Origin of the sequence: Streptomyces sp. NPDC012508, assembly GCF_042902595.1 — a bacterium.
GTDB lineage: Bacteria > Actinomycetota > Actinomycetes > Streptomycetales > Streptomycetaceae > Streptomyces.
In genome coordinates this window covers 600,894-624,342 of sequence record NZ_JBIBEO010000006.1, presented here as the reverse complement: position 1 = coordinate 624,342, position 23,449 = coordinate 600,894, and the positions used below count along the sequence as shown (strand labels likewise).

Genomic DNA, 23,449 nt, shown 5'->3' with positions numbered 1-23,449 from the left:
CGTGCTGACCGTCGACTTCACCCGCTTCCCGCTCGCCCCCGGCGACCGCGTGCTCGACCTGGGCTGCGGTGCGGGCCGGCACGCCTTCGAGTGCTACCGGCGCGGCGCCCAGGTCGTGGCCCTCGACCAGAACGGCGAGGAGATCCGCGAGGTCGCCAAGTGGTTCGCGGCGATGAAGGAGGCAGGCGAGGCCCCGGCCGGTGCGACCGCCACCGCGATGGAGGGCGACGCGCTCAACCTGCCCTTCCCCGACGAGTCCTTCGACGTCGTGATCATCTCCGAGGTCATGGAGCACATCCCGGACGACAAGGGCGTCCTCGCCGAGATGGTCCGCGTGCTCAAGCCCGGCGGGCGGATCGCCATCACCGTCCCGCGCTACGGCCCCGAGAAGGTCTGCTGGGCCCTCTCCGACGAGTACCACGAGGTCGAGGGCGGCCACATCCGCATCTACAAGGCGGACGAGCTGCTCGCCAAGATCCGCCAGGCGGGCCTGAAGCCGTACGGCACCCACCACGCGCACGCGCTGCACTCGCCGTACTGGTGGCTGAAGTGCGCCTTCGGCGTGGACAACGACAAGGCCCTGCCGGTGCGGGCGTACCACAAGCTCCTGGTCTGGGACATCATGAAGAAGCCGGCCCTGACCCGGGTCGCCGAGCAGCTGCTCAACCCGGTGGTCGGCAAGAGCTTCGTGGCGTACGCGACGAAGCCGCATCTGCCGAAGGCCGACGCAGACGCCGCGGCCAGCGCTTCGGATGCCGCTTCTGACGCCGCTTCGGACGCTGTGGACGCGGCCAAGTGACCTCTCCCGAGCAGATCGCGGAGCACCTGCTCCTGCCCGGCGTCCTCACCGCCGAGCAGGCCGCCGAGACCGTCGCCGGAGTCCTCGCCGCGCAGCGCGAGGACGGGGCGATCCCGTGGTTCCGCAGCCACCACCTCGACCCGTGGGACCACACCGAGGCAGCCATGGCGCTGGACACGGCCGGCGAGCACACGGCGGCGGCCCGGGCGTACGAGTGGCTGGCCCGGCACCAGAACGCCGACGGCTCCTGGTACGCGGCCTACCGCGACGGCGACCCGGACGACGTCACGGACCGGGGCCGGGAGTCGAACTTCGTCGCGTACGTCGCCGTCGGCGTCTGGCACCACTACCTGGCGACCGGCGACGACGCCTTCCTCGACCGGATGTGGCCGGTCGTATACGCCGCCGTCGAGTTCGTCCTCGCCCTCCAGCAGCCCGGCGGGCAGATCGGCTGGAAGCGGGAGGAGGACGGCACGGCGGTCGACGACGCGCTCCTCACCGGCAGTTCCTCCATCCTCCAGGCGCTGCGCTGCGCGCTCGCCATCGCCGAGGCGCGCGAGGAGCCCCAGCCCGACTGGGAGCTGGCGGCGGGTGCGCTCGGCCACGCGATCCGCAGCCACCCCGAGCGCTTCCTCGACAAGTCCCGCTACTCGATGGACTGGTACTACCCGGTCCTCGGCGGCGCCGTCAGGGGCGCCGAGGCCACGGCCCGGATCGAGGCCCACTGGGACGACTTCGTCGTCCCCGGGCTCGGTGTGCGGTGCGTCCTGCCCAATCCGTGGGTGACCGGCGGCGAGAGCTGCGAGCTCGCCCTCGCGCTGTGGGCGATGGGGGAGTCCGACCGCGCCCTGGAGATCCTCCAGTCCATCCAGCACCTGCGCGCCGAGGGCGGTATGTACTGGACGGGGTACGTCTTCGAGGGCGACAAGGCCGTGTGGCCCGAGGAGCTCACGACCTGGACGGCCGGCTCGCTGCTCCTCGCCGTGGCGGCACTGGGCGGAGACGAGGCGACGGTAGCGGTCTTCGGCGGAGAACGGCTGCCGGCAGGCCTGGAGCCGGACTGCTGCGACTCCTGACACCGCCGGCCGGTCCGCAGCGGCCGGCCGCGGGGGTGGCCGCAGGGCCGACTGCCGGGCTGACTGCGGGGGGCGGCCGCCGGGCGGACTGCGGGGGTTGGCCGCCGGGCTGACTCCGGGCCGACTGCCGGGCTGACTGCGCGGCGTCAGCGGTGGCCGGCCGCAGGGCTGGCCGTCGGCCGGCCCCGGGCCGACCGCGGGGGTTGCCGCGTGGCGTCAGCGGCGGGCGAACTGCCGGGCTGACTGCGGGGGGTGGTCGCCGGGGCTGACGCCGGGCTGACTGCGCGGCGTGAGCGGCGGGCCCACCGCTGGGCTGACCTCGGGGCGTCAGCGGCGGGGTGCCCGCGGGGGGTGGGCGTGGGCTGCACCTGGGCGGACCGCCGTGCTGACTGCGCGGCGTCAGCGGTGGGCTGTCTGCCCGGGCTGACTGCGCGGTCGGCCGACCGCTGGGGTGGCCGCCGGGTTGCCCCCCGGGCCGATCGCCGGGCCGGTCGCAGGGCGTCAGCGGCGGGCTGCATGCGGGCCCCCGCCGGGCCGGCCCGGCGGGGGTTGACGCGTGGCGTCAGCGGCGGGGTGGCTGCGGGGCGAGCTCCGGGCCGGTCGTGCGGTGTCAGTGGCAGCGTAGGCTGCCGGCGACCGCGTGGCCGATCGCGAGGTAGACGACGGCGGCGAGGCCGTACCCCGTCACCACCCGCGCCCACGCCTCGTCGAAGGTGAAGAGGTCGTGGGACCATGCCGCCAGCCAGTGGGCGGCGTCCTGTACGAAGCTCACCAGGGCGTTGGCCCGGTTGGCCTCCAGCAGGTACATGAGGATCCACAGGATGATCAGGCCGGCCATGATGTCGGCGACCACGGCGATGACTCTCGCCGTCTGCGTTGTGCCGCTGCGTGAAGTCATGACGTTCGGTTTGCCGCGATCCGATGGCCGAAACCCGTTCGGAGTCGCCCGGGTGGCGGAGCCACGGGGGCGGGGCGAGGCTGTCGCCAAAGCCCTCAGGGAGGTTCCGCCGTGCCCCGCTCCGTACCCTCCGGTCCGATACGCCACGGCGTCGTGGCGCTCGTCCTGTCCTGCGCGCTGCTCCTGACGACCGCAGCCTGCGGCGGCAACGACGAGAGCGCGAGCGGCACGGTGACGCCGACGGGCACGGTCGAGCAGCAGCGGCTCGCCAAGACCCGCTTCGTCGCCAACGCGGGCCTGGCGGCGGGCGCGACGTACCAGTGGATCGTCAAGCCGTACCGCGACGGCAAGTTCAAGAAGGGCGCGGACGGACGGACGTTCGCCCTGGTCAAGGCCGGCCTCGCGGGTGCCTTCGCCTACAACCGGCTCAAGGCCGCGACGGAGAACGCCAAGGGTGACCCGCTCCTGTCGAAGGCGGTCGCGCCGCTCACGGCGGGCATCGACAAGCTCAAGGACCTCGGCACCAAGCTCCGTAAGGGCGAGGCGAGCGAGGCCGACGTCGGGGCGTTCGAGGACGTCATCACCGACGTGAAGGACGCGGGCAGGAGCGCGGGCGCGGTGGTGACCGACAAGGTGCCCAGCACGTCACAACTGGGCGGATGATCTCATGTGTTGAGCTCCGCGAGGAGCCGTAGCGTGGCCGGGTCCGGCGCCGTGACCAGCAGGTCGGTGACCGGGCCCTTTCGCCACCGGTCGAGCCGCTCGGCGATCCGCTCCCTCGGCCCGACGAGTGAGATCTCGTCCGCGAAGGCGTCGGGCACGGCGAGCACGGCCTCCTCGCGGCGGCCCGCGGCGAACAGCTCCTGGATGTGCCGGGCCTCGGACTCGTGTCCCATGCGCCCCATCAGATCGGCGTGGAAGTTCCGGGCGGCGTGCCCCATGCCGCCGATGTAGAAGCCGAGCATCGCCTTGACGGGCAGCAGTCCCTCGGCCGGGTCGTCGCAGAGCTGCGCACGGACCATGGGGGCGACACGGAAGCCGTCGGGGAGCCGGTCGGGAAGGGCGTAGACCTCGGCGTACCGCGCGGGGGACCAGTAGAGCGGCAGCCAGCCGTCGGCGATCCGCAGGGTCTGGGCGATGTTCTTGGGGCCTTCCGCCCCGAGCAGCACCGGCAGATCGGCCCTTAGGGGATGGGTGATCGGCTTGAGAGCCTTGCCGAGCCCGGTGCCGTCGTCCCCGGCGTACGGGTGGGAGTGGAACCGTCCGTCCAGCGCGACGGGCCCCTCGCGCCGCAGTACCTGGCGGATCACCTCCACGTACTCGCGGGTCGCCGTCAACGGGGAGCGGGGGAAGGGCCGGCCGTACCAGCCCTCGACGACCTGCGGCCCGGACAGACCGAGCCCGAGCATCATCCGCCCGCCGGAGAGGTGGTCGAGCGTGAGGGCGTGCATGGCGGTGGCGGTGGGCGTGCGCGCGGCCATCTGGGCGACGGCGGTCCCGAGTCCGATACGGGAGGTGTGCGCGGCGATCCAGGTCAGCGCGGTGAACGCGTCGGACCCCCAGGCCTCGGCGGTCCACACCGAGTCGTACCCGAGCCGCTCCGCCTCGCGGGCGAGTTCCAGATGGGCGGGGGAGGGGCCGCGCCCCCAGTAGCCGAGAGCGAGTCCGAGACGCATGACGTCCAGCCTTTCTGACGATCCGTCAGATCACCACTTCCCGGGACTGTACGACAACGGCCCCTCGCCCGGAAGGGATTCCGGGCGAGGGGCCGTGGGTGCGTCCGAGCGGAGGAGCGTGGGTGCTCAGCCGCGCTGGATGCCGGTGGTGTCCTGGAGGACGCCGCGGCGGCCGTCCTGCGTCTGGGCGATCAGACCCGGGCCGCGCTGCTCGACCGCCAGGTACCAGGTACCGGGGGCCAGTTCGGCGATCGGGGTGGGCGAGCCGTCCTCCGCGTACAGCGGACGGGCGACCGGGACGGCGAACCAGAACGGCGCGAAGTCACCGGACTGACCCTGGCCCTGCGCGGGGGCCGGCTGGGCGGTCGTCGGCTGAGCGGCCGGCTGGGCCTGCGCGTCGGGCTGCGGCTGGCCCGGGTACGGCTGGGGCTGAGCACCGTAGGGCTGCTGCTGCGCGCCCGGGTAGCCGTAGCCACCGGGGACGCCCTGCTGGCCGGGCTGACCCGGCTGCATGCCGTACGGCTGCGGGGTCTGCGGCTTCGGCGCGCTCAGCAGCGGGCCCTTGAGGGCCGGGACCAGCGGGGCGGCGACGGCGGCGGCAGCCAGGATCAGGGCGGCGATGAGGCCGAGGATGAGGCCGGCGCCGGCGTTGTCGGACTCGAACATCCACATCAGCACGTTCCAGGCCGAGGCCACGGCGAACGCGACGCCGACCTGGCCCAGCTCAAGACCCGCGACCTTACGGGGCTGCGGAAGTGCGTGCGACAGAACGACGAGAGCGGCACCCGCGATGCCGAGGAGGAAGGCGCCCCAGCCGAGGGGCGAGATCTCCCAGGAGTTCGTGCTCGGGACCTGGTCGCAGATCGCGGCGCCGGCGTCACAGCCGCTGATGTCGAGGAATGAGGCGATGAACAGCACCACCGCTGCACCGATCAGAACGCCATCGCCTCGAGTGAGGGAGCGGATATTCACGTAAGAGTCCTTCGTCGGGTCGTCTCGTCGGGGTGGCGCGAAAGCACGGGGGCGGCCCCCATCGTACGGAGGGAATCTATCGCCCGTCGGTACTACCCCTTGAGGTAGGTCCCGATGCCGTCCGCGATGCCCTGCGCCGCTTTCTGACGCCATGCCGCGTTCGTGAGGAGTGCGGCATCCTTCGAATCACGCATATTGCCGCATTCGACGAACACCTTGGGCACGGTCGAGAGATTGAGTCCCCCGAGATCGCCCCGTACGTCCAACCCCGTTCCGGAGCCGAGGTAGTTGGCGGGCGCGGTGCCGGTCGCGCGGGCGAACTGCCGGGCGATGTCCTCGCCGAGGTCGCGGGAGGGGCCGACGATCTTCGTGGTGTCGGCCACGCCGGTACTGACCTGGGCGGGCACGATCACATGGAACCCGCGGTTGCCGGTGGCGGATCCGTCGGCGTGCACGGAGACGACGGCGTCGGCGCGCGCGGAGTTGCCGATCCGGGCCCGCTCGTCGATGCAGGGGCCGAAGGGGCGGTCGGCATCGTGGGTGAGCACGACCTTCGCGCCCTGGGCCTTGAGGAGATCGCGCAGACGGTGTGAAACATCCAGGGTGAATGCGGCTTCGGTGTAATCCGCGTTCGTCGAGGTGCCTGTGGTGTCGCATTCCTTCCGTGCTGTGCCGATATCAACCTTCTGGTTGATTTCACGGGAATGCTGGAAATTGCCGGGATTGTGACCGGGGTCGACGACGATCGTGCGCCCGGCGAGCGGAAGGGCCCGGGCGGGGGCCGGGGTGGCTGCCGTGGGCGCCGAGGCCGTGTCCGGGGTCGCCGGTGTCGCCGGGGACCGGGTCGCTTTGGCGTCCGGTGTCCTCGGGGCGGCGGACTGCGAGCCGGCGCCGCAGCCGGCGAGGGCGGCACAGACGGTGAGGGCTCCGGTGAGCGCTGCGGCACGGGCTCCGGTGAGCGCTGCGGCGCGGGCTCCGGCGCGGGCTGCGGCGCGGGTGAGGATCTTGCGGTGGTCGTACGGCACCTTGCGACTCTAGTAGGCGGGCCCGCCGGGCGGTCCGTCGACGCGACAGGACTGTGCGGGGACTGTGCGGGGGCTGTGATGGGTAGGGAGAGAGGAGACACGGACCACGGGGGGAACTGTGGCGGGGGAAGAGCCGATCGACGCACGTCCATCGACCGGGCCGGGGGAGCCGAGGGACCCGAGGGTCTCGGAGACGCCCTGGGCCTACGGGGCGCCGGGGGCGTCAGGGTCCCTAGGGACACCTGGTACGCCGGGCCCGCCGGGTGCGCCCGCCGGGCCCCTGTTCCCGCCGCCGCCCACCGAACCGCCCGGCATGCCGGCGCAGCCACCCGCGCCGCCGGAGTCGAACCCGGCGCAGGCCGTCCTCGTCGGGCTGCTGAACCTCTCCTGCCTCGGACTCGGCTACGTCCTGCTCAAGCAGTGGATCCTGGCCGCCGTCTGCTGGCTGGCGACCGCCCTCCTGCTGCTCGTCGCGCTCCCCGCCGACGTGGACGGGGTCCCCACCGGCGTCCTCGCCGGTTACGGCGTCGTCCTGCTGGCCGCTGCCGTCGACGGGGCCCGGCGCGGGCTGCGCGCCCCGCTCGTGCTCGGCGGCGCACCGGGCGCGGGGACGGGCGCCGCCTCACGGCGTCTCGCGCTTCCGCCGGTCCTCGCGTTGGTCCTCGCGCTGGTCCTCCTCGCGGTGCCGGTCGGCGGATCGGTCGCCTATGGCGCGGCGCGGGACGAGGCCGTCGAGCAGTCGCTCCTGGCCCGCCTCGCCGCGGTGGACCAGCAGGTGAAGTCGGTCGAGGGCCAGAGCTTCGGCGGTGCCGAGCACACGTACCGCAAGGCGCTCGCCGTCTACCAGGAGCTCGGCACGAAGCACGCGGGCTCGCGGGCGGGCAAGCTCGTCCCGGACCGGCTCGCGGACTACTACGCCTCCGTCTCCGCCCCGTACGAACAGAAGAAGTACTGCGAGGCCGTCCCGGGCCTCCAGCATCTGCGCGCCCTGCCGGGGACGGTGGACCGCGGGCTGCTCGCCGGGCTGACGGGGAAGGCGGACGACCCGCTGGCCCACTCCTGGTACGAGTGCGGGGTCGCGGGACTCGGCCGGGCGGGCACCGAGACGACCGCCGGGGAGCACCTGAACGCGCTGCTGTCGACGTTCCCCCAGTCCCCGTACGCGGGGAAGGTCGAGCCCGCGGTCCGTGAGGGCCTCAGGACCCGGGCCGCGGCGGTGTCCGCCGGTGCCACCGGCGCCTGCGCCGCCGTCGTCGACCTGCGGCGCTTCGACACCTCCGTGGGCGCCCTGGAGCCGAAGGCCACGTTCGCCGCCGTCGCGCGCGACACGGGCAAGGAGATAGAGAAGGGCGACTTCGCCTGCGGGGTCGAGCAGTTCAAGGGCAAGGAGTTCAGCGAGGCCGTCCAGACGATGACGGAGTACGCCGAGCAGTACCCGGACAGCCCGCAGGCCGCCCACGCCAGGACCATCGCGATCGCCGCGGAGATAGCCGACGAGACGCCGGCCGCGGGCAGCCGGCTGCCGTCCGCCACCGCGCCCGGCGGCTCCCGGATGGTCATGGTGGTGTCCAACGACGGCCCGGGCGAGGTCGAGCTGCTCTACACCGGGCCGGTGACCGGCCGGGTCACGCTGAACGCATGCGGCAACTGCAAGGCGTACGAGGGCAGTCTCCGGCTGGGCGCGCCGAAGCCCAAGGTGTGCACCGGCCCGTCCTCGAAGTACCCGAAGGTGACGCTGACGCTGCCCGCCGGCCAGTACCACTTCCTGCAGAAGCGGTCGGAGACGGCGGGCACGCTGTCGGCGGCGGACAAGTCGAGCACGGCGAAGATCGAGCCGGGGTACTCGTACACGAACTGTCTGTACGTGACCTCGGGGTTCGGCTTCTAGCGTCGGCCGGGCCTCCGGCTTCGAGCGGCGACGGGGCTCTAGCGGCGACGGGGCTCTAGCGGCGGCGCAGGACGCGGAGGGAGTCCTTCACGGAGACCTCCTCGAAGTCGCCGGACTCCAGGGCCCGGAGGTAGATGCGGTACGGAGCCTGGCCGCCGTCCTCCGGGTTCGGGAAGACGTCGTGGATGACGAGCAGACCACCGGCGGCGACCTTGGGCGCCCAGCCCTCGTAGTCGTTGGTGGCGTGCTCGTCCGTGTGCCCGCCGTCGATGAAGACGAGGGCCAGCTCGCCCGCCCAGACCTTCGCGACCTGCGGGGAGCGGCCGACGACGGCGATCACGTGCTCCTCCAGGCCCGCCTTGCGCAGCGTCCGGCGGAAGGTGGGCAGGGTGTCCATGAGGCCGACCTCGGGGTCCACGACCGTCGGGTCGTGGTACTCCCACCCCGGCTGCTGCTCCTCGCTGCCCCGGTGGTGGTCCACGGTCACCGCGACGGTCCCCGCCTCCCGGGCCACGTCGGCGAGGAGGATCGTGGAGCGCCCGCAGTACGTGCCGACCTCGAGCAGCGGCAGGCCGAGCTTGGCGGCCTCCGTGGCGGCGGCGTGCAGCGCGAGCCCCTCGTCGACGGGCATGAAGCCCTTGGCGGCCTCGAAGGCGGCGAGGATCTCGGGCGCGGGCATGGGTCCTCCTACTGGCGGGTACGCAGGTGCGAGCGCCCATCGTGCCCTACGCGCCGCGGACGAACCACACCGTCCCCGCCCGCGACCGGCCCGGGCCGGTCGACCGCCGGCCCGCCCTCCCTGCGACCGCTGCCCCGCTCTCCCTGCGCCGCTAGCTCGCCTCCTTGCGCCGCACCATCTCGGCGATCCAGGCGGGCGCGAACGGCGAGGTGCAGTTCGGGGGAGTCGGGTAGTCCTTGAGTACCTCGAGCCGCTCGCCGATGTCGACCGCGCGGGCGCGGTACTCGGGGTGCTCGATCCCGATCTGCGCCAGGCAGTGGTTCATCGCCCACTGCAGCCGGTCCGGGGCGTCCTTCATCTCCGCCTCGACGATGTCGAGGAGACCCGGGAGGTCGAGGCCCTCGGGCTTCTTCGACACGCGCTCGGTGGTCAGCGCCCAGCCGGCGCTCGCGACCACGGGGTCCGGGTCCTCGAACCAGGAGAGGCGCAGCTCCTCGGCGTACGGGCTCTTCTTCACCACGTAGTTCACGAGCCAGTCGTGCACCTTGGGCGCGCGTGCCTCGCGCAGCATGGTGTCGAGCTCGTCGCGCTCGAAGGCCTTGGGGCGGCAGATCAGGAGCGCCAGGAGCCTCGCGGCGGTGTCATCCGTCGCCCAGAGCTCGCGCGAGAGATCCTGCTGCGTCTTGAGCTGCTTCGCGAGCGCGCGCAGCTTGCCGAGGTTCACACCGTGATCGTCACCGTGCTTCTCGTTCACCCTGCGCATCTTCGGGTCTTCGAGCACGGCCAGATCGGCCATGACCTCCGTCACCGTCGTCCCGGTCACCGTGGCCTCCTGTCCGTCGAGGGTGGGATCCAGGGTACGGCGGGCGGCCGGGGCGGCCGTTGCCGACGCCAGCGTTGCGCCGCACGAGGTTCACCTCCAGGTCATTGCAACATACGGGGGAGAGGTTGTTGCATTAGCCTCGAAGTCGTTGCAACGATTTGATGGCCGTGGCCTGCGTATATAGGAATCAGGCGCAATCGACTTGTTGCTCAGATCGTGAATGCAACGTAGCTTTTCCCTCATCGGAAACAGCGCGGCGCACGGAGCGCCCGCTCAGATGAAGGAGAGTCACCATGCAGAAGTTCGACACCCTCGCCCCGATCGCCGCCGTCCTCGACATCCCCGCCGGCCGCATCCGGTTCATCGCCGCCGACCGCGCCGACACCACCGTCGAGATCCTGCCCGCGGACGCCTCCAACGGCCGCGACGTGAAGGCCGCCGAGCAGACCCGCGTCGAGTTCGCCCACGGTGTCCTGCGGATCGAGGCCGCGCCGGCGAAGAGGGAGATCCTCGGCAGCTCCGGTTCGGTCGAGGTGACCGTCCAGCTGCCCGCCGGCTCCCGCGTCGAGGCCAAGGCGGCCGCCGCCGAACTCCGGGGCGTCGGACGCCTCGGCGACGTCACCGTCGAGGCCGCGCAGGGCCCGGTCAAGCTCGACGAGGCCGCGAGCGTCCGCGTCGCCCTGCTCGCCGGTGACGTGGTGGTCGGCCGCCTGGGCGGTCCCGCCGAGATCAGCACCAAGAAGGGCGACATCAGGATCGCCGAGGCCACCGGCGGCGAGGTCGTCCTGCGTACCGACGCCGGTGAGATCTCGGTCGACGCCGCCCGCGGGGTCTCCGCCTCCCTGGACGCCGGTACTTCCTACGGGCGGATCCGTAACGCGCTCCGGAACGCCGACGGCGCGGCCGCCGCCCTGAACATCCAGGCGACCACCGCCTACGGCGACATCACCGCCCGCAGCCTCTGACGCCGCACCCGTACGACAGGTCGTGGCGCCCACCCGCGGCGGACGGTGCCCTCACCGTCCGCCGCCGCCCGGCCCGGCACCGCTCGGCACCGCACCACAACCGCATCGCACCGCACCGCACCACAACCGCATCGCAGCGCACCACCCAGCACGGCATCGCAGCGCACCGCATCGCAACCCAGCACCGCATCGCACCGGCGAGGAAGGGCGAAGAGAATGAGCACCACTCAGGACTATCAGGCGGCGGAGCAGCTCCTCCGCCGACCCGCGCGCCCCGGCGAGCTCGTCGTCGGCGACAAGGTCAGGCCGCAGTGGATCGACGGGGGAGCCCGCTTCTGGTACGCGGTGAGCAACGGAGCCGGCAGGCGGTTCGTCCTCGTCGACCCGGCGGCGGGCACCCGCGAGCCGGCCTTCGACCACGCCCTGCTCGCCGCCGCGCTGGCCGCCGCCTCCGGACAGCAGGTCGACCCCGAGGCCCTGCCGTTCGCGGCCGTCGAACTGAACGGGAACGCCGTCGAGTTCGCCGCCTTCGGCGAGTACTGGCGTTGCCACCTGGACGGTTACGCCTGCGAGCGCGCCGCGTTCACGCCGCCCGGCAACCCCCTCGACGTCCCGTCGCCCGACAACACGTTCGCGGTCTCCCGGCGGGGACACGACCTGTGGGCCCGCTCGCTCCCCGACGGCCGCGAGTGGGCGCTGACCACCGACGGCGAGCCCGCCCACCAGTACGGCACCGGCCCCGAATGCACCGGAAACGGCACCCTGCTGCGCAAGATCGGCCTGCCGTACCTGCCGCCGGCGGTGGCCTGGTCGCCCGACTCGACGAAGGTCCTGGCCCACCGCACCGACGAGCGCGGCGTCCGGCAGACCCACCTCGTGGAGGCACGGCCCGCCGACGGCGCGGAGCCCCGCCTGCACACCCAGCGGTACGCCTACGCCGGGGACGAGAACCTGCCGCAGGCCGAGCTGGTCGTCCTGGACGTGGCCACCGGCTCGGTGGTCCGCGCGCAGGCCGAGCCGCTGCTCATGCCGGTGATGTCGCCGATCGCGGCCAAGTGGGCGTGGTGGGCCCCCGACAGCTCGGTCGTCCACTACCTCGGCCGGCCCCGTGACCTGCGCACGCTCACCCTGTACCGCCTCGACCCGGCCACCGGCGAGGTCACCGAAGTCCTCAGCGAGACCGGGGAGACCCGGGTGGAGCCCAACCAGTGGATGCTGGAGCCGCCGCTCGTGCGCGTCCTCGCCGACGAGGTGCTCTGGTACTCGCAGCGCGACGGCCGGGGCCATCTGTACCGGTACGACCTGCGCACCGGCGCGCTGCTCGGGCAGGTGACCTCCGGGCCGTGGGGGGTTCGGCAGATCCTGCGCGTCGACGAGGCCCAGCGGGTGGTGTACTTCACCGCCTCGGGGCTGGTCGACGAGGATCCGTACCGGCGCACGGTGTGCCGGGTCGGGTTGGACGGCTCCGGCTTCGCCCGGATCACGGACGACGCGCTGGACCACATCGTGACCATGAGGGACGGCCAGGAGTATTTCGTGGACTCCGCGTCCACCGTCGACACCCCGCCGGTGACGACGGTCCGCGACTGGACGGGGCGGGTGCTGGTCGAGCTGGAGCACGCCGACGTCGGCAAGCTCGTCGCCACGGGATGGACGCCGCCGGAACGGTTCCGCGTCAAGGCGGCCGACGGGGTGACGGACATCTACGGGGTGCTGTACCGGCCGCGGGGGTTCGACCCCGCCCGGTGCTATCCGGTGGTGGACAACGTCTACCCCGGCCCGCAGGTCGAACGGGTCGCCCCGTGCTTCGACCCCGGCGGGATGGGCCTCGACGCGGAACCCCTCGCGGCGCTGGGCTTCGTGGTGGTGGCGCTGGACGGGCGGGGTACCCCGGGCCGGGACAAGTCCTTCCACGACGCCTCCTTCGGCAACCTGGCCGACGCGGGCTGCCTGGCCGACCATGTCGCGGCGCTCCGGCAGCTGGCCGGGTCCCGGCCGTGGATGGACCTGGACCGGGTGGGCGTGTTCGGCCACTCCGGAGGCGGGTTCGCCGCGGCGCGGGCGATGCTGGACTTCCCCGAGGTGTACAAGGCAGGGGTCGCCCTCTCCGGCTCGCACGAGGCCCGCTGCTTCAACCCGGGCTTCGTGGAGACCTACGGCGGTGCGGACGACCCCGAAGCCTGGGCCCGCGCCTCCAACGTGGACCTGGCGGACCGGCTGGCCGGCAAGCTGCTGCTCGTCCACGGCGAGATGGACGACCAGGTCCACCCGGACCACACGCTGCGACTGGCCGACCGGCTCGTCGCCGCGGGCAAGGACTTCGAGCTGCTGATCGTGCCCGGGGCGGAGCACACGTTCATCGACTGCCTGGCCTACGTCCGCACGCGCTGCTGGGACTTCATGGTCCGCGAACTGATGGGCACGCGTCCCCCCGCCTACCGCCCGGCCCCCATCGCGATCGGCCCGGAGCTGCTGGCCGAGATGTTCGCCTGAGCACGGGCCTGTCGGGGGGTGAGCCGGCTCGCGGAGGCGCGCGCCGCCCGAGCCGGCTCCCCGGAGGAGCGTGGTACGGGCGGCTCAGTAACGGTAGCCGGGCCAGTGAGGGTCGTCCCAGCGAGCGGGACCGGTCAGCCCGATGAGCCGTATCCGGTGCAGCAGTTCCTCGTGACCGTGCCGGCCGCCGAGCCGCGCAGGGGCGCATCGGACGAGCCAGGCGGCGAGTTCGGTACGCAAGGCTTCCCTGTCGTTCCACGTGTCCCACGCGTCCCAGGGAAGTTCATCGCCCAGCAGGTCGTACTCCCAGTGGGCAGCGGCCTCGGCCAGGTGCCCGTCGGCGACGCGGTCGTCGAGTGCCTCCCAGACCGCGAGCCACGGGCCGAGCGTGGTGGACGCTTCGGTGCACAGGGCGAGGACTTCGTGGACGGGGACGGGGGGAGCCGGATCGGTGAGGCTCTGGGCCCACCAGGCCCGCAGGAACTCCCATACCGCCGCGCTCTGGTCCGCGGGCCACTGCCGCCAGTGACCACGGGCGAACGAATGCCCCACCTTGCCCATGCCGAACAGGGACTCCTCCACGAGTCCGTCGACCAGTGCCCGGGCGAACTGGGGCAGGATGCGGCGCAGCACCGCGCCGTGATCGTCCCAGTCGGGGGCGGTCCAGGTGCGGCGCAGAAGGTCGGGGGCGAGCTCGATGTCCGGAACCTTCAGCTGCGCGAGCTCCTCCGCGCTTCCCCAGTGACAGTCGCACTGCTGCTCCTCGCGGCGGGCGGTCATGCCGCGAAAGGTGGTGTCCAGGCGGTCGAGAGCGCGGTCGAGCCGGCGTCGCGCGGGAGTGTCGTCGGTGTTCGTCATGGTGGGCGGACCTCAGTGGGACTCCGGCGACTTCCGCCGACCGAAGATCCCGACTGTACGCATGACGCAAGGCGCCGTCACGCGAATTCTCCCTCCTCCGCGCTCTCGCGCATCCGGCGCGTATCTGACCTTCCGTCAGATTGAAACGTGTTCTAGTCTGCGCCTCATGGGCATCGGAATCACGCAAGAGCAGCGGGAGTTGGCCCGGTCCGTGCGCGGGTGGTTCGCTCGGGCCGTGCCGTCCGAGGATGTACGGAAGCTTCTCGACGCGCCTGCCGCGAGCGTCGTCGGACGGCCCGCCCACTGGGACGCGCTCGCCGGCCAGGGGCTCCTCGGGATCCATCTGGGCGAGGCGTACGGGGGTGGCGGCGGCGATCTCGTCGACCTGGCCGTCGTGCTGGAGGAGGCCGCGCGGGCGCTGCTGCCGGGGCCGTACCTCCCCACCGTGCTTGCCGCGGAGATCCTGCGCCGCGCCGGTGCCGCCGCCCCCGGTGCCGACGCCGGCGCCGTTCTTGTCGCGGAGCTCGCGAGTGGGGCCCGGGTCGCGGCGGTCGCCCTCGGGCCCGGTGGGCTGACCGCCGTCGAGACCGAGGGCGGGCTGCGGCTCGACGGCAGCGCCCCGCCCGTCCTCGGCGGCGCCCAGGCCGATCTGCTGATCCTGGCCGCGAGCACCGCGCGCGGTGTCGTCTGGGCCGCCGCGGACGCCGACACCCTCGCCGTCCGCCCCCACGAGAGCGCCGACCCCACCCGGCCGACCGCCCAGGTCACCGCCGACGGGACGCACGTGCCCGCCCACCGGATCCTGGACGTCGACCCCACCCTCGTACCGGACCTCGCCGCCGTGCTGTACGCCGCCGACGCCTGCGGGAACGCCGCCCGGGCGCTGGAGACGGCCACCGAGTACGCGAAGACGCGCGAGCAGTTCGGGCGGCCCATCGGGCAGTTCCAGGGGGTCAAGCACCTCTGCGCCGACATGCTCGTACGGGTCGAACAGGCCCGCGCCCTCACCTGGGACGCGGCCCGGGCGACCGAGGACGAGGCGCGCTCCCTGACCGCCGCGCTCGCCGCCTCGACCGCCCTCGACGCCGCCTACAGCTGCGCCAAGGACTGCATCCAGATCCTCGGCGGCATCGGCTTCACCTGGGAGCACGACGCCCATCTCACCCTCCGCCGCGCCCTCGTCGCCCGCCAGCTCCTCGGCACGGGCGACACCCACCGCGCGCACGCCGCACGGCTCGCGACGGAAGGCGCCAGGCGCGAGCTGAGGCTCGAACTGCCGCCCGAAGCCGACACGTTCCGCGCCGCTGCGCGCGAGGCGATCGCACCCGCCGCCGGGCTCGACCCGCGGGCTGCCCGCCGCGCCCTCGCCGCCACCGGCTATGCCGCCCCGCACCTGCCCGCGCCGTACGGACTCGGCGCCGGGCCGCTGCAACAACTGGCCGTACAGAGGGAGCTGGACGCGGCCGGGATCGTGGTCGGCGGACTCGGGATCGCGACCTGGGTCGTCCCCTCCCTCCTCGCGTACGGAACGGCCGAGCAGCAGGAGCGCTACCTCGCCGCCACCCTCCGGGGCGAGCTGCTCTGGTGCCAGCTCTTCTCCGAGCCCGGCGCCGGCTCCGACCTCGCCTCCCTCCGCACCAGGGCGGAACGCACCGAGGACGGCCGCTGGCGGATCAACGGACAGAAGGTGTGGACGAGCGCGGCCCAGTGGGCCGACCACGGCATCCTGCTCGCCCGCACCGATCCGGACGCGCCGAAGCACCGCGGGCTCACGTACTTCCTCGTCGACATGAGGACCACCCCCGGCATCGACATCCGGCCGCTCAAGGAGATCACCGGCGACTCGCTCTTCAACGAGGTGTTCTTCGACGACGTGCTCCTGCCGGCGGACGCCGTGGTCGGCGAGGTCGACGACGGCTGGCGCGTCGCCCGCAACACCCTCGGCAACGAACGCGTCCACATGGCCGACCAGGTCGCGTTCGACTCCGGTCTCGAAGCGCTGATCGAGCGGGCGGCCGACGCCGACAGCTCCGTACGCGTACGGATCGGGGCCCTGGCGGCCGAGGCGCACGCGCTCGCCTGCATCGGACTGCGGACCACGATGCTCCAGGTCTCCGGCCTGGAACCGGGCGCAGGGGCCAGCGTCCGCAAGCTCGTCCAGACCGTCCATCAGCAGAAGCTCGCCGAGCTCACGCTCGAAGTCCTCGGCCCCGAGGGCGCGGTGCGGGAGGGGCCGGGGGAGCGGGCGGTCCACGGCCTGCTGATGTCCCGCTGCCTCACCATCGCGGGCGGCACCACGCAGGTCCAGCTCAATGTCGTCGCCGAGCGCCTGCTCGGCCTGCCGAGGGACTGAGGGGGAACGAAGATGGGGAAGGCGTACATCGTCGGCGTCGGGATGACGAAGTTCGAGAAGCCCGAGACGCGCGACTGGCAGTACTGGGACATGGCGAAGGAAGCGGGGACGGCGGCGCTCGCCGACGCCGGGATCTCGTACGACCAGGTCGAGCAGGTTCCCGTCGGCTACTGCTTCCAGGCATCCACGGCCGGGCAGCGCGCCGCGTACGAACTCGGCCTGACCGGCGTGCCCGTCTACAACGTCAACAACAACTGCGCGACGGCGTCGACGGCGCTGATGATGGCCCGGCAGTTCGTGGAGGGCGGGATCTCCGACTGCGTCCTCGCGCTCGGCTTCGAGAAGATGGCGCGCGGGGCGCTCGGGGGCGGATCCGACGGGGGCGACTTCAAGACCTCGCCGGTGGCCCGGCACTACGGGATCATGGCCGCCGGCCACGGCTTCGAGATGAGCCCGCCGACCGCGCAGATCTTCGGCAACGCGGCCCGTGAGCACATGGAGCGGTACGGGACGACGGAGGCCCAGCTCGCCGCAGTCGGCGCCAAGAACCACCGGCACTCGGCGAACAACCCCAACGCCCAGTTCCAGGACGTGTACTCGGTCGAGGACATCCTCGCCGCCAAGACCATCCACCGGCCACTGACCAAACTCCAGTGCTCGCCCACCTCCGACGGCTCGGCGGCGGCGGTCGTGGTGTCGGAGCGGTTCGTGGTCGAGCACGGGCTGCACCAGAAAGCCGTCGAGATCGCGGCCCAGGCGATGACCACGGACACCGAGGACTCCTTCGCCTCCGGGTCGTGCATCGACGCGGTCGGCAGGCCCATGTCGCGCGCCGCGGCCCGGCAGGTGTACGAGCGCTCCGGCCTCGGCATCGAGGACGTCGACGTGGTGGAGCTGCACGACTGTTTCTCCATCAACGAGCTGCTCACCTACGAGGCGCTCGGCATGTGCGAGGACGGCGCCTCGGGGAAGCTCGTCGAGTCGGGCGCGACGACGTACGGCGGACGGTGGGTGGTGAACCCGTCCGGCGGGCTGATCTCGAAGGGGCATCCGCTGGGGGCCACCGGTCTCGCCCAGGCCGCCGAACTGGTCTGGCAGCTCCGCGGCGAGGCGGGCCCGCGCCAGGTCGAGGGGGCCCGCGTCGGCCTCGCGCACAACATAGGGCTCGGCGGCGCCGCGGTCGTCACGATGCTCCGGAGGTCGTAGGACTCATTCCCCATGTACGGGGTGCAGAGCGTCTGCGACCATCACACGCATGGTCCACACCGAGTCCGCCGCGTCCGCCGCCGCACCGACATCCCTCCGTCCCACCCCGCGCGCGTGGCTCGTCGTGCTCGCCGCGTGCGCGGGGCAGTTCCTGGTGGTGCTCGACGTGTCGGTGGTGAACGTCGCCCTGCCGTCGATGCGGACCGACCTCGGGCTCTCGGCCACCGGCCTGCAGTGGGTCCTCAACGCCTACTCGATCGCGTTCGCCGGGTTCATGCTGCTCGGTGGGCGGGCCGCCGATCTCTTCGGCCGGAAGCGGATGTTCCTGCTCGGGCTCGGGCTGTTCACCGCGGCCTCCGTCGCGGGCGGGCTCGCGCAGGAGGGCTGGCAGCTGGTCGCAGCCCGGGCCGTGCAGGGCCTCGGAGCCGCGGTGCTCGCGCCCGCGACGCTCACCATCGTGACCGCCGCCGTCCCCGCCGGGCCCGCGCGGACCCGGGCCATCGGCACCTGGACGGCCGTCGGTGCCGCCGGTGGCGCGGCGGGCGGCTTCGTCGGCGGGGTGCTCGTGGACCTCCTCTCCTGGCGCTGGGTGCTCCTGATCAACGTCCCCGTCGGGGTCCTGGTCCTCGTCGGCGCTGCGCTGTGGCTGAGCGAGAGCCGTACCGGCGCCGGCCGACGGCTCGACCTGCCGGGCGCCGTCCTCGTCACGGGCGGCCTCGCCTCCGTCGCCTACGGCATCGTGCAGACCGAGGAGGTGGGCTGGGGCGCGCCGGCAACCCTCGTCCCGCTGCTCGGGGGCCTGGCGCTCCTCGCGGCCTTCGTCGCCGTCGAGGCACGGACGGCGGCCCCGCTCATGCCGCTGAAGCTCTTCCGCTCGCGGGCGGTCTCGGCGGCCAACGTGGCGATACTGCTCGCGGGTTCGACCTCGTTCGCCATGTGGTTCTTCATGACCGTGTACGCCCAGAACGTCCTCGGCTACACCCCGATCCAGGCCGGGCTCGCCCTGGTCCCCAGCTCGGTCAGCGTCATCGTGGGCTCCAAACTGGCCCCCCGCCTGATGCCGACGACCGGCGCCCGCAACCTCGCGGTCGTCGGCGCCCTCATCGCCGCGGCGGGCTTCGGCTGGCAGTCGACGATGACCGCCGACGGCACGTTCCTGACCACCATCCTGGGCCCAGGCATCCTCATGATGGCCGGCATCGGCCTGCTCACCACCCCGCTGGCCACCCTCGCCACCTCCAGCGCCGCCCCCGCCGACGCCGGACTCGTCTCCGGCCTGGTCAACACCTCCCGCACGATGGGCGGCGCCCTGGGCCTGGCGGTCCTCTCCACCGTGGCCACCGCCCGGACGGCGGGCGCCACCACCCCCGCAGCCCTCACGGAGGGCTACGCCCTGGCCTTCCGCACGGCGACGGGGGTGCTGGTCGTGGCGGCGGCGCTGATGCTGCTGTGGCTTCCGGGCAGCGACAGGACACGCTCCACCGAGGCGTGATCTTGCCCACAAGGGGCGTCGGCAAACCCATTGTCACGCTTGGTGCTTCAACTGGAAGGCAGGTCTCCGGTTGAGGGTGGGCGTGGTGAACGGAGGGCCTGCAGCTGGCGCATCTCGGGGGCTGGAGAGGCCTGAGGTCCCTGTGCGCCTAGGGCCCCCTGGGGCCAAGGGTCGTCACGCTCCGTAGTCGAGGGGCGATCCCGGTCGGCGGTGGCACCCTGGTTGTCTCCTCATTTTCGCTGCTCATGGGGCGTTCGGGCCGACCGTCGCGTCCATGAGAACTCTTGACTCCGCGCGGCGCGATGCCGTTGGGTGACGCACCTGCTGTGTTCTTTGTGTAACCAGGGGTGGGGAAATGAACGGACAGTGGGCGCTTCGTCGTGCCCGCAGAACGACGGTTGCCGTCTCGGCAGTCGTCATGGCGCTGGTTGTCCCGGCGCCCGCCGTACAGGCGGTGAACCTGCCGGGGGCGGCGCCCGCGGCTGAGAAGACCACACTCGACGAGGGCCACCGCGCTCTCGCGGAGGCCAAGAAGTCGGGCCGGCGTGTCGAGGTCCAGGGCGAGCGGGCGGAGCGGACCACCGTCTTCGCCAACCCGGACGGCGACACCTTCACGCTGGAGCAGTCCACCGTGCCGGTGCGGGTCGCCAAGCCCGGCGGCGGCTGGCAGAAGCCGGACGCGACGCTCGTCCGCCGGTCCGACGGCTCGATCGGTCCCAAGGCGGCTTCGGCCGTCATGAGCTTCTCGGGCGGCGGCTCCTCGGAACCGCTCGTCACCATCGAGGAGCAGGGCCACTCGTTGGAGCTCGGCTGGCAGGGCAAGCTGCCGGCGCCGGTCATAGACGGGAGCAGCGCTCTCTACCGTGAGGTGCTTCCCGACGTCGACCTGAAGGTGACCGCCACTGTCGAGAGCTTCCAGCACGTGCTGGTGGTCAAGACGCCGAAGGCGGCCGCCAACCCGAAGCTGAAGGAGCTCACCTTCGGCCTCGAGGCCAAGGGCCTGAACGTCCGCAAGGGCGCCGCGGGCAACCTCAGCGCCGTCGACGGGACCGGGAAGACGATCTTCCGCGCGCCGCCGGCCCAGATGTGGAACTCGGCGGGATCGTCCGCCGAGACGCCGGCGACGACGGAGAAGCCCGCCGGGACCGCGGCGAAGCAGAAGTCCGCGTCACCTGCGTCGTCCGCGTCGCCGTCCTCGGTCGACGCCACGCCGCCCGGCACGCTGAGCGACCTATCCGAGACACAGCCGTCGGGCAAGGGCCTCGCGCCCGGCCAGGGCGACAAGGTCAAGCGGATGCAGGTCAAGCTCGGCAAGGGCACGTTGTCCGTCGTACCGGACGCCGCCATGCTCGCCACCAGCGACGCCTCGGCGTACCCGCTCTTCATCGACCCGACGGTGACGTGGGGCGAGTCGGAGCGGACGCTGCTGCGGAACGACGGCTACGAGTCGTACGGCTGGGGCAACGGCTCGGACGACCGAGGCATGGGCGTCGGCGAGTGCGGCTCCTGGGGGGCCTACTACTGCGGCCCCGGTTATGTGCAGCGCCTCTACTTCGAGTTCGCGCCCGACCAGCTCAAGGGCAAGCGCGTCCTCGACGCGACCTTCGCGGTGACCGAGCCCTGGGCCTTCCAGTGCGAGGACCGACAGGTCGACCTCGTCCGTACCGAGAACATCTCCTCCTCCACCACCTGGGCCCCCAAGGAACTGGACTGGATGGTCGACCGGTGGGTCTCGGCCGGACGCGGCTCGCTCTGCGACCCCAACTCCCCCGACGCGCCGATCGAGTTCAACGACAACCCGGAGGAGCCCAACGAGAACCTCACGCCGACCGTGCGCGACTTCGCCGCCGGCAAGTTCTCCCGGCTCACGCTGTCGCTGCGCGCCAACAACGAGACGGACACCTCGGCGTGGAAGCGGTTCAAGAACGACGCCGTGCTCCGGGTCGACTACGTCGCCTACCCGGACAGGCCGACCGGTGTCGGCATCGTGGGCGGATCCGGCGCGGTCTGCAGCACCAACGCGGCGGACCCGACGATCGTCTCCGACCCGACGCCCACGCTGAACTCGACGCCCCAGACCATGGCCGGCGGCGAGGCGGGCGCCAAGCTGAAGGCCTGGTTCCGTATCGAGACGCAGGCCGCGAACGGCACCTGGTCCGGTTCCGGCATCGGCGTCCCCGGAGGTACCGGCTTCGTCGGCGACAACGTCAAGGTCACCCACTCGTGGGGCGCCACTCTTGCCGAGGGCCCGCTGCACAAGTACATGTCGCTGACGCAGGTGTTCTACGACAACGGCACCCACGCGGGGTCCTCGGGCTACAGCCCGCACTGCTACTTCAAGGTCGACCCGACCGCTCCCAAGGCCCCCACGGTGGCGTTCAACGGTCCGTACCTCGAGTGCCTGCCCAACGCCTGCACGGCCGCCGGCGCTCCCGGTGTGGCCGGTGGCTTCACCTTCGGCCCCGCCGCCGGTGACACCAACAAGCAGTACGAGTACCGGCTGGCTCCCGCCACCACGTGGACGACGCTCGCCGCCGGCGTGCTGAAGGCGACCGTCAAGCCGCCGGCCTCCGGTACGTACGTCCTGGAGGTACGGGCGAAGGACACCCTGGGGCGCGCGGGCGCCACCAAGGCGGTCCAGTTCAAGGTCGCGACGGGTGCCGACCCCGTCGGCCACTGGCACTTCGACGAGACCGAGGGCGCTGCCCTGGACAAGGCACCCACCGGCGGGGCGTCCAACGCCACCCTCACCGGCCTGGTCAACCGGGACAGCCGAGGGCGACGCGGTCTGATCACGCACGACGGTCAGGGAGTGCCGCTGGAGGCGCCGATCACGGATAGGGGCCTCATCTACGCCGGGACCAACGGCTACGCCGCCACCAGCGGCCCCGTCGTGGCCACCGGATCGTCCTACACCGTCTCCACCTGGGTCCGCCTGGAGGACGGCAGCCGCAACAACACGGCTCTGAGCCAGGACGGCGCCATGACGCCCGCCTGGTACAGCGCCTTCTACCTCGGCTACCGGTCGGAGTCCAAGAAGTGGGAGCTGCGGACCTCGCCGAAGGATGCCACCGACGGTGACATCAGCAACCAGATCGTTCAGTCCAAGCGTCCCGCCGTCCTCGGTGTGTGGACCCACTTGGCCGCCGTCTACGACAACGACACCAAGACGATCAAGCTCTATGTCAACGGTGAGCTCCAGGGCACGGATGCCGTCGCCCAGTCGTGGACGTCCACCGGAAGGCTCCAGATCGGCCGCGTCTGGTGGCGCGGCGCGTACTACGACTACTGGAAGGGCTCGATCGACGAGGCCAAGGCCTGGCAGCGTGCCCTCATCGACTCCGAGATCGCCGACGAGGCGCGGCTGACGATGCCCGGCGGCATGACCGGTGTGGAACTCGTCGGAAGCTGGACGTCCGCCAACTCCAACGGCACCATCGTCGGCGACTTCGTCTCGGAGTACGGCCGTTCGCTGACGCTGGAGGGCGGGGCGGCACACGTCGGCGAAGAGATCGTGCTCGACGGCGTGGACGACGCGATGACCGTCGCGGGACCGGTCGTCGACGACACGGGCTCCTTCACGGTGTCGACGCAGGTCGCGCTGGACCGCGACAAGGTCCTCGCGAAGGCCGACGGCTACGTCGGCCAGGTGGTCGGCCAGCGCACGGCGGAGGGTTCGGCGTGGGGTCTCTGGTTCAAGAAGACCGGGACCAAGACGGTCCTCAACGAGGACACGCTGGAGGAGGAGACGCACCCCGTCGGGTTCTGGTTCTTCGGTCGGCTGAACACCGACGGGACCTTCTCGGCGGTGCAGTCGGACGCGGAGGCCGCCCTGGGAGCGACCGTCCGTCTGACAGGCGTCTTCGACGCCCAGAGCGGTGAGATCGCCCTCCGCGTCGGCACCTCGCAGAACGGCGACTGGAAGGCGTACACCGCCCAGGCCGGCACCGGCGAACTCGCCGTCGGCAAGGGCATGACCGGCGCGGCGTGGAAGCACTTCCTGCCAGCCAAGATCGCCGACGTACGGATCTGGGTCGGCGCCATGAACAACGAGAACCAGATCGAGGCTCAGGTCGGCTCCTGACCGGAACCGGCCTCGTCGGGCCGGGCGGCATCGCAGTGCGCGGTGGTGCCCGGCCCGACCCCTGTCGCGGGCGCTCGGGCGCTCCGTTCACCACGTCGTCAAAGGGTGGGGAAGAGTATCTGTGGTATTCGGAATAGGTAGTTCGGACACACGGCAGGGCAG

At 72.2% G+C, this 23,449-nt stretch carries 17 protein-coding genes; 10 read left to right on the top strand and 7 right to left on the bottom strand.

The features are described from left to right. Window position 1 precedes the first annotated feature (1 nt). Complete coding sequence (locus ACFY8U_RS23475; protein WP_389573156.1) at window positions 2-799, top strand: class I SAM-dependent methyltransferase; 798 nt, start codon at window positions 2-4, stop codon at window positions 797-799. Continuing rightward, a complete protein-coding gene (locus ACFY8U_RS23470; protein WP_389573155.1) occupies window positions 796-1,875 on the top strand; it encodes a prenyltransferase in 1,080 nt (359 codons plus the stop codon). Before ACFY8U_RS23475 ends, ACFY8U_RS23470 begins: the two co-directional genes overlap by 4 nt. A gap of 610 nt (window positions 1,876-2,485) precedes the next feature. Here ACFY8U_RS23470 and ACFY8U_RS23465 read toward each other — a convergent pair. Further along, complete coding sequence (locus ACFY8U_RS23465; protein WP_389573153.1) at window positions 2,486-2,773, bottom strand: hypothetical protein; 288 nt, start codon at window positions 2,771-2,773, stop codon at window positions 2,486-2,488. Between the two features lie 111 nt (window positions 2,774-2,884). On the opposite strand from ACFY8U_RS23465, the gene ACFY8U_RS23460 reads away from it, so the two are divergent. Continuing rightward, entirely contained in the window at window positions 2,885-3,436 is a 552-nt protein-coding gene (locus ACFY8U_RS23460) for a hypothetical protein (protein ID WP_389573151.1), read from the top strand. 2 nt (window positions 3,437-3,438) lie between these two features. Here the strand turns inward: ACFY8U_RS23460 and ACFY8U_RS23455 are convergent, their stop codons facing one another. The 3 genes from ACFY8U_RS23455 to ACFY8U_RS23445 form a co-directional block, all read right to left on the bottom strand. After that, entirely contained in the window at window positions 3,439-4,449 is a 1,011-nt protein-coding gene (locus ACFY8U_RS23455; RefSeq protein WP_389573148.1) for an LLM class F420-dependent oxidoreductase, read from the bottom strand. Window positions 4,450-4,575: 126 nt separating this feature from the next. After that, entirely contained in the window at window positions 4,576-5,421 is an 846-nt protein-coding gene (locus tag ACFY8U_RS23450; RefSeq protein WP_389573146.1) for a DUF5336 domain-containing protein, read from the bottom strand. Between the two features lie 92 nt (window positions 5,422-5,513). Next, window positions 5,514-6,446: an N-acetylmuramoyl-L-alanine amidase gene (locus ACFY8U_RS23445; protein ID WP_389573143.1), complete on the bottom strand. Its 933-nt coding sequence runs from the start codon at window positions 6,444-6,446 to the stop codon at window positions 5,514-5,516. 313 nt (window positions 6,447-6,759) lie between these two features. Between ACFY8U_RS23445 and ACFY8U_RS23440 the strand changes: the two genes are divergently transcribed. Then, window positions 6,760-8,334, top strand: coding sequence for a hypothetical protein (locus tag ACFY8U_RS23440; protein ID WP_389573140.1), 1,575 nt, complete (start codon window positions 6,760-6,762; stop codon window positions 8,332-8,334). 55 nt (window positions 8,335-8,389) lie between these two features. Here the strand turns inward: ACFY8U_RS23440 and ACFY8U_RS23435 are convergent, their stop codons facing one another. Both ACFY8U_RS23435 and ACFY8U_RS23430 read right to left on the bottom strand, forming a co-directional pair. Then, the gene (locus ACFY8U_RS23435) at window positions 8,390-9,013 is read right to left on the bottom strand and encodes a class I SAM-dependent methyltransferase (protein ID WP_389573137.1); all 624 of its coding nucleotides are present in this window, start codon (window positions 9,011-9,013) and stop codon (window positions 8,390-8,392) included. 151 nt (window positions 9,014-9,164) lie between these two features. Next, complete coding sequence (locus ACFY8U_RS23430) at window positions 9,165-9,809, bottom strand: DNA alkylation repair protein (RefSeq protein WP_389573295.1); 645 nt, start codon at window positions 9,807-9,809, stop codon at window positions 9,165-9,167. Between the two features lie 320 nt (window positions 9,810-10,129). Here ACFY8U_RS23430 and ACFY8U_RS23425 point away from each other — a divergent pair, with 320 nt between their 5' ends. Both ACFY8U_RS23425 and ACFY8U_RS23420 read left to right on the top strand, forming a co-directional pair. Next, the gene (locus ACFY8U_RS23425; protein WP_389573135.1) at window positions 10,130-10,801 is read left to right on the top strand and encodes a DUF4097 family beta strand repeat-containing protein; all 672 of its coding nucleotides are present in this window, start codon (window positions 10,130-10,132) and stop codon (window positions 10,799-10,801) included. A gap of 216 nt (window positions 10,802-11,017) precedes the next feature. Further along, complete coding sequence (locus ACFY8U_RS23420) at window positions 11,018-13,294, top strand: DPP IV N-terminal domain-containing protein (protein ID WP_389573132.1); 2,277 nt, start codon at window positions 11,018-11,020, stop codon at window positions 13,292-13,294. Window positions 13,295-13,378: 84 nt separating this feature from the next. Here the strand turns inward: ACFY8U_RS23420 and ACFY8U_RS23415 are convergent, their stop codons facing one another. Then, a complete protein-coding gene (locus tag ACFY8U_RS23415; protein WP_389573129.1) occupies window positions 13,379-14,152 on the bottom strand; it encodes a hypothetical protein in 774 nt (257 codons plus the stop codon). Between the two features lie 166 nt (window positions 14,153-14,318). Between ACFY8U_RS23415 and ACFY8U_RS23410 the strand changes: the two genes are divergently transcribed. The 4 genes from ACFY8U_RS23410 (at window position 14,319) to ACFY8U_RS23395 (ending at window position 23,287) form a co-directional block, all read left to right on the top strand. After that, the gene (locus ACFY8U_RS23410; RefSeq protein WP_389573127.1) at window positions 14,319-16,505 is read left to right on the top strand and encodes an acyl-CoA dehydrogenase; all 2,187 of its coding nucleotides are present in this window, start codon (window positions 14,319-14,321) and stop codon (window positions 16,503-16,505) included. Between the two features lie 12 nt (window positions 16,506-16,517). Further along, window positions 16,518-17,711, top strand: coding sequence for a lipid-transfer protein (locus tag ACFY8U_RS23405; protein WP_389573124.1), 1,194 nt, complete (start codon window positions 16,518-16,520; stop codon window positions 17,709-17,711). A 49-nt stretch (window positions 17,712-17,760) separates the two neighbouring features. Then, window positions 17,761-19,203, top strand: a complete 1,443-nt coding sequence (locus ACFY8U_RS23400; RefSeq protein ID WP_389573122.1) for an MFS transporter — start codon at window positions 17,761-17,763, stop codon at window positions 19,201-19,203. A gap of 418 nt (window positions 19,204-19,621) precedes the next feature. Further along, a complete protein-coding gene (locus ACFY8U_RS23395; protein WP_389573119.1) occupies window positions 19,622-23,287 on the top strand; it encodes a LamG-like jellyroll fold domain-containing protein in 3,666 nt (1,221 codons plus the stop codon). Window positions 23,288-23,449: the final 162 nt, after the last annotated feature.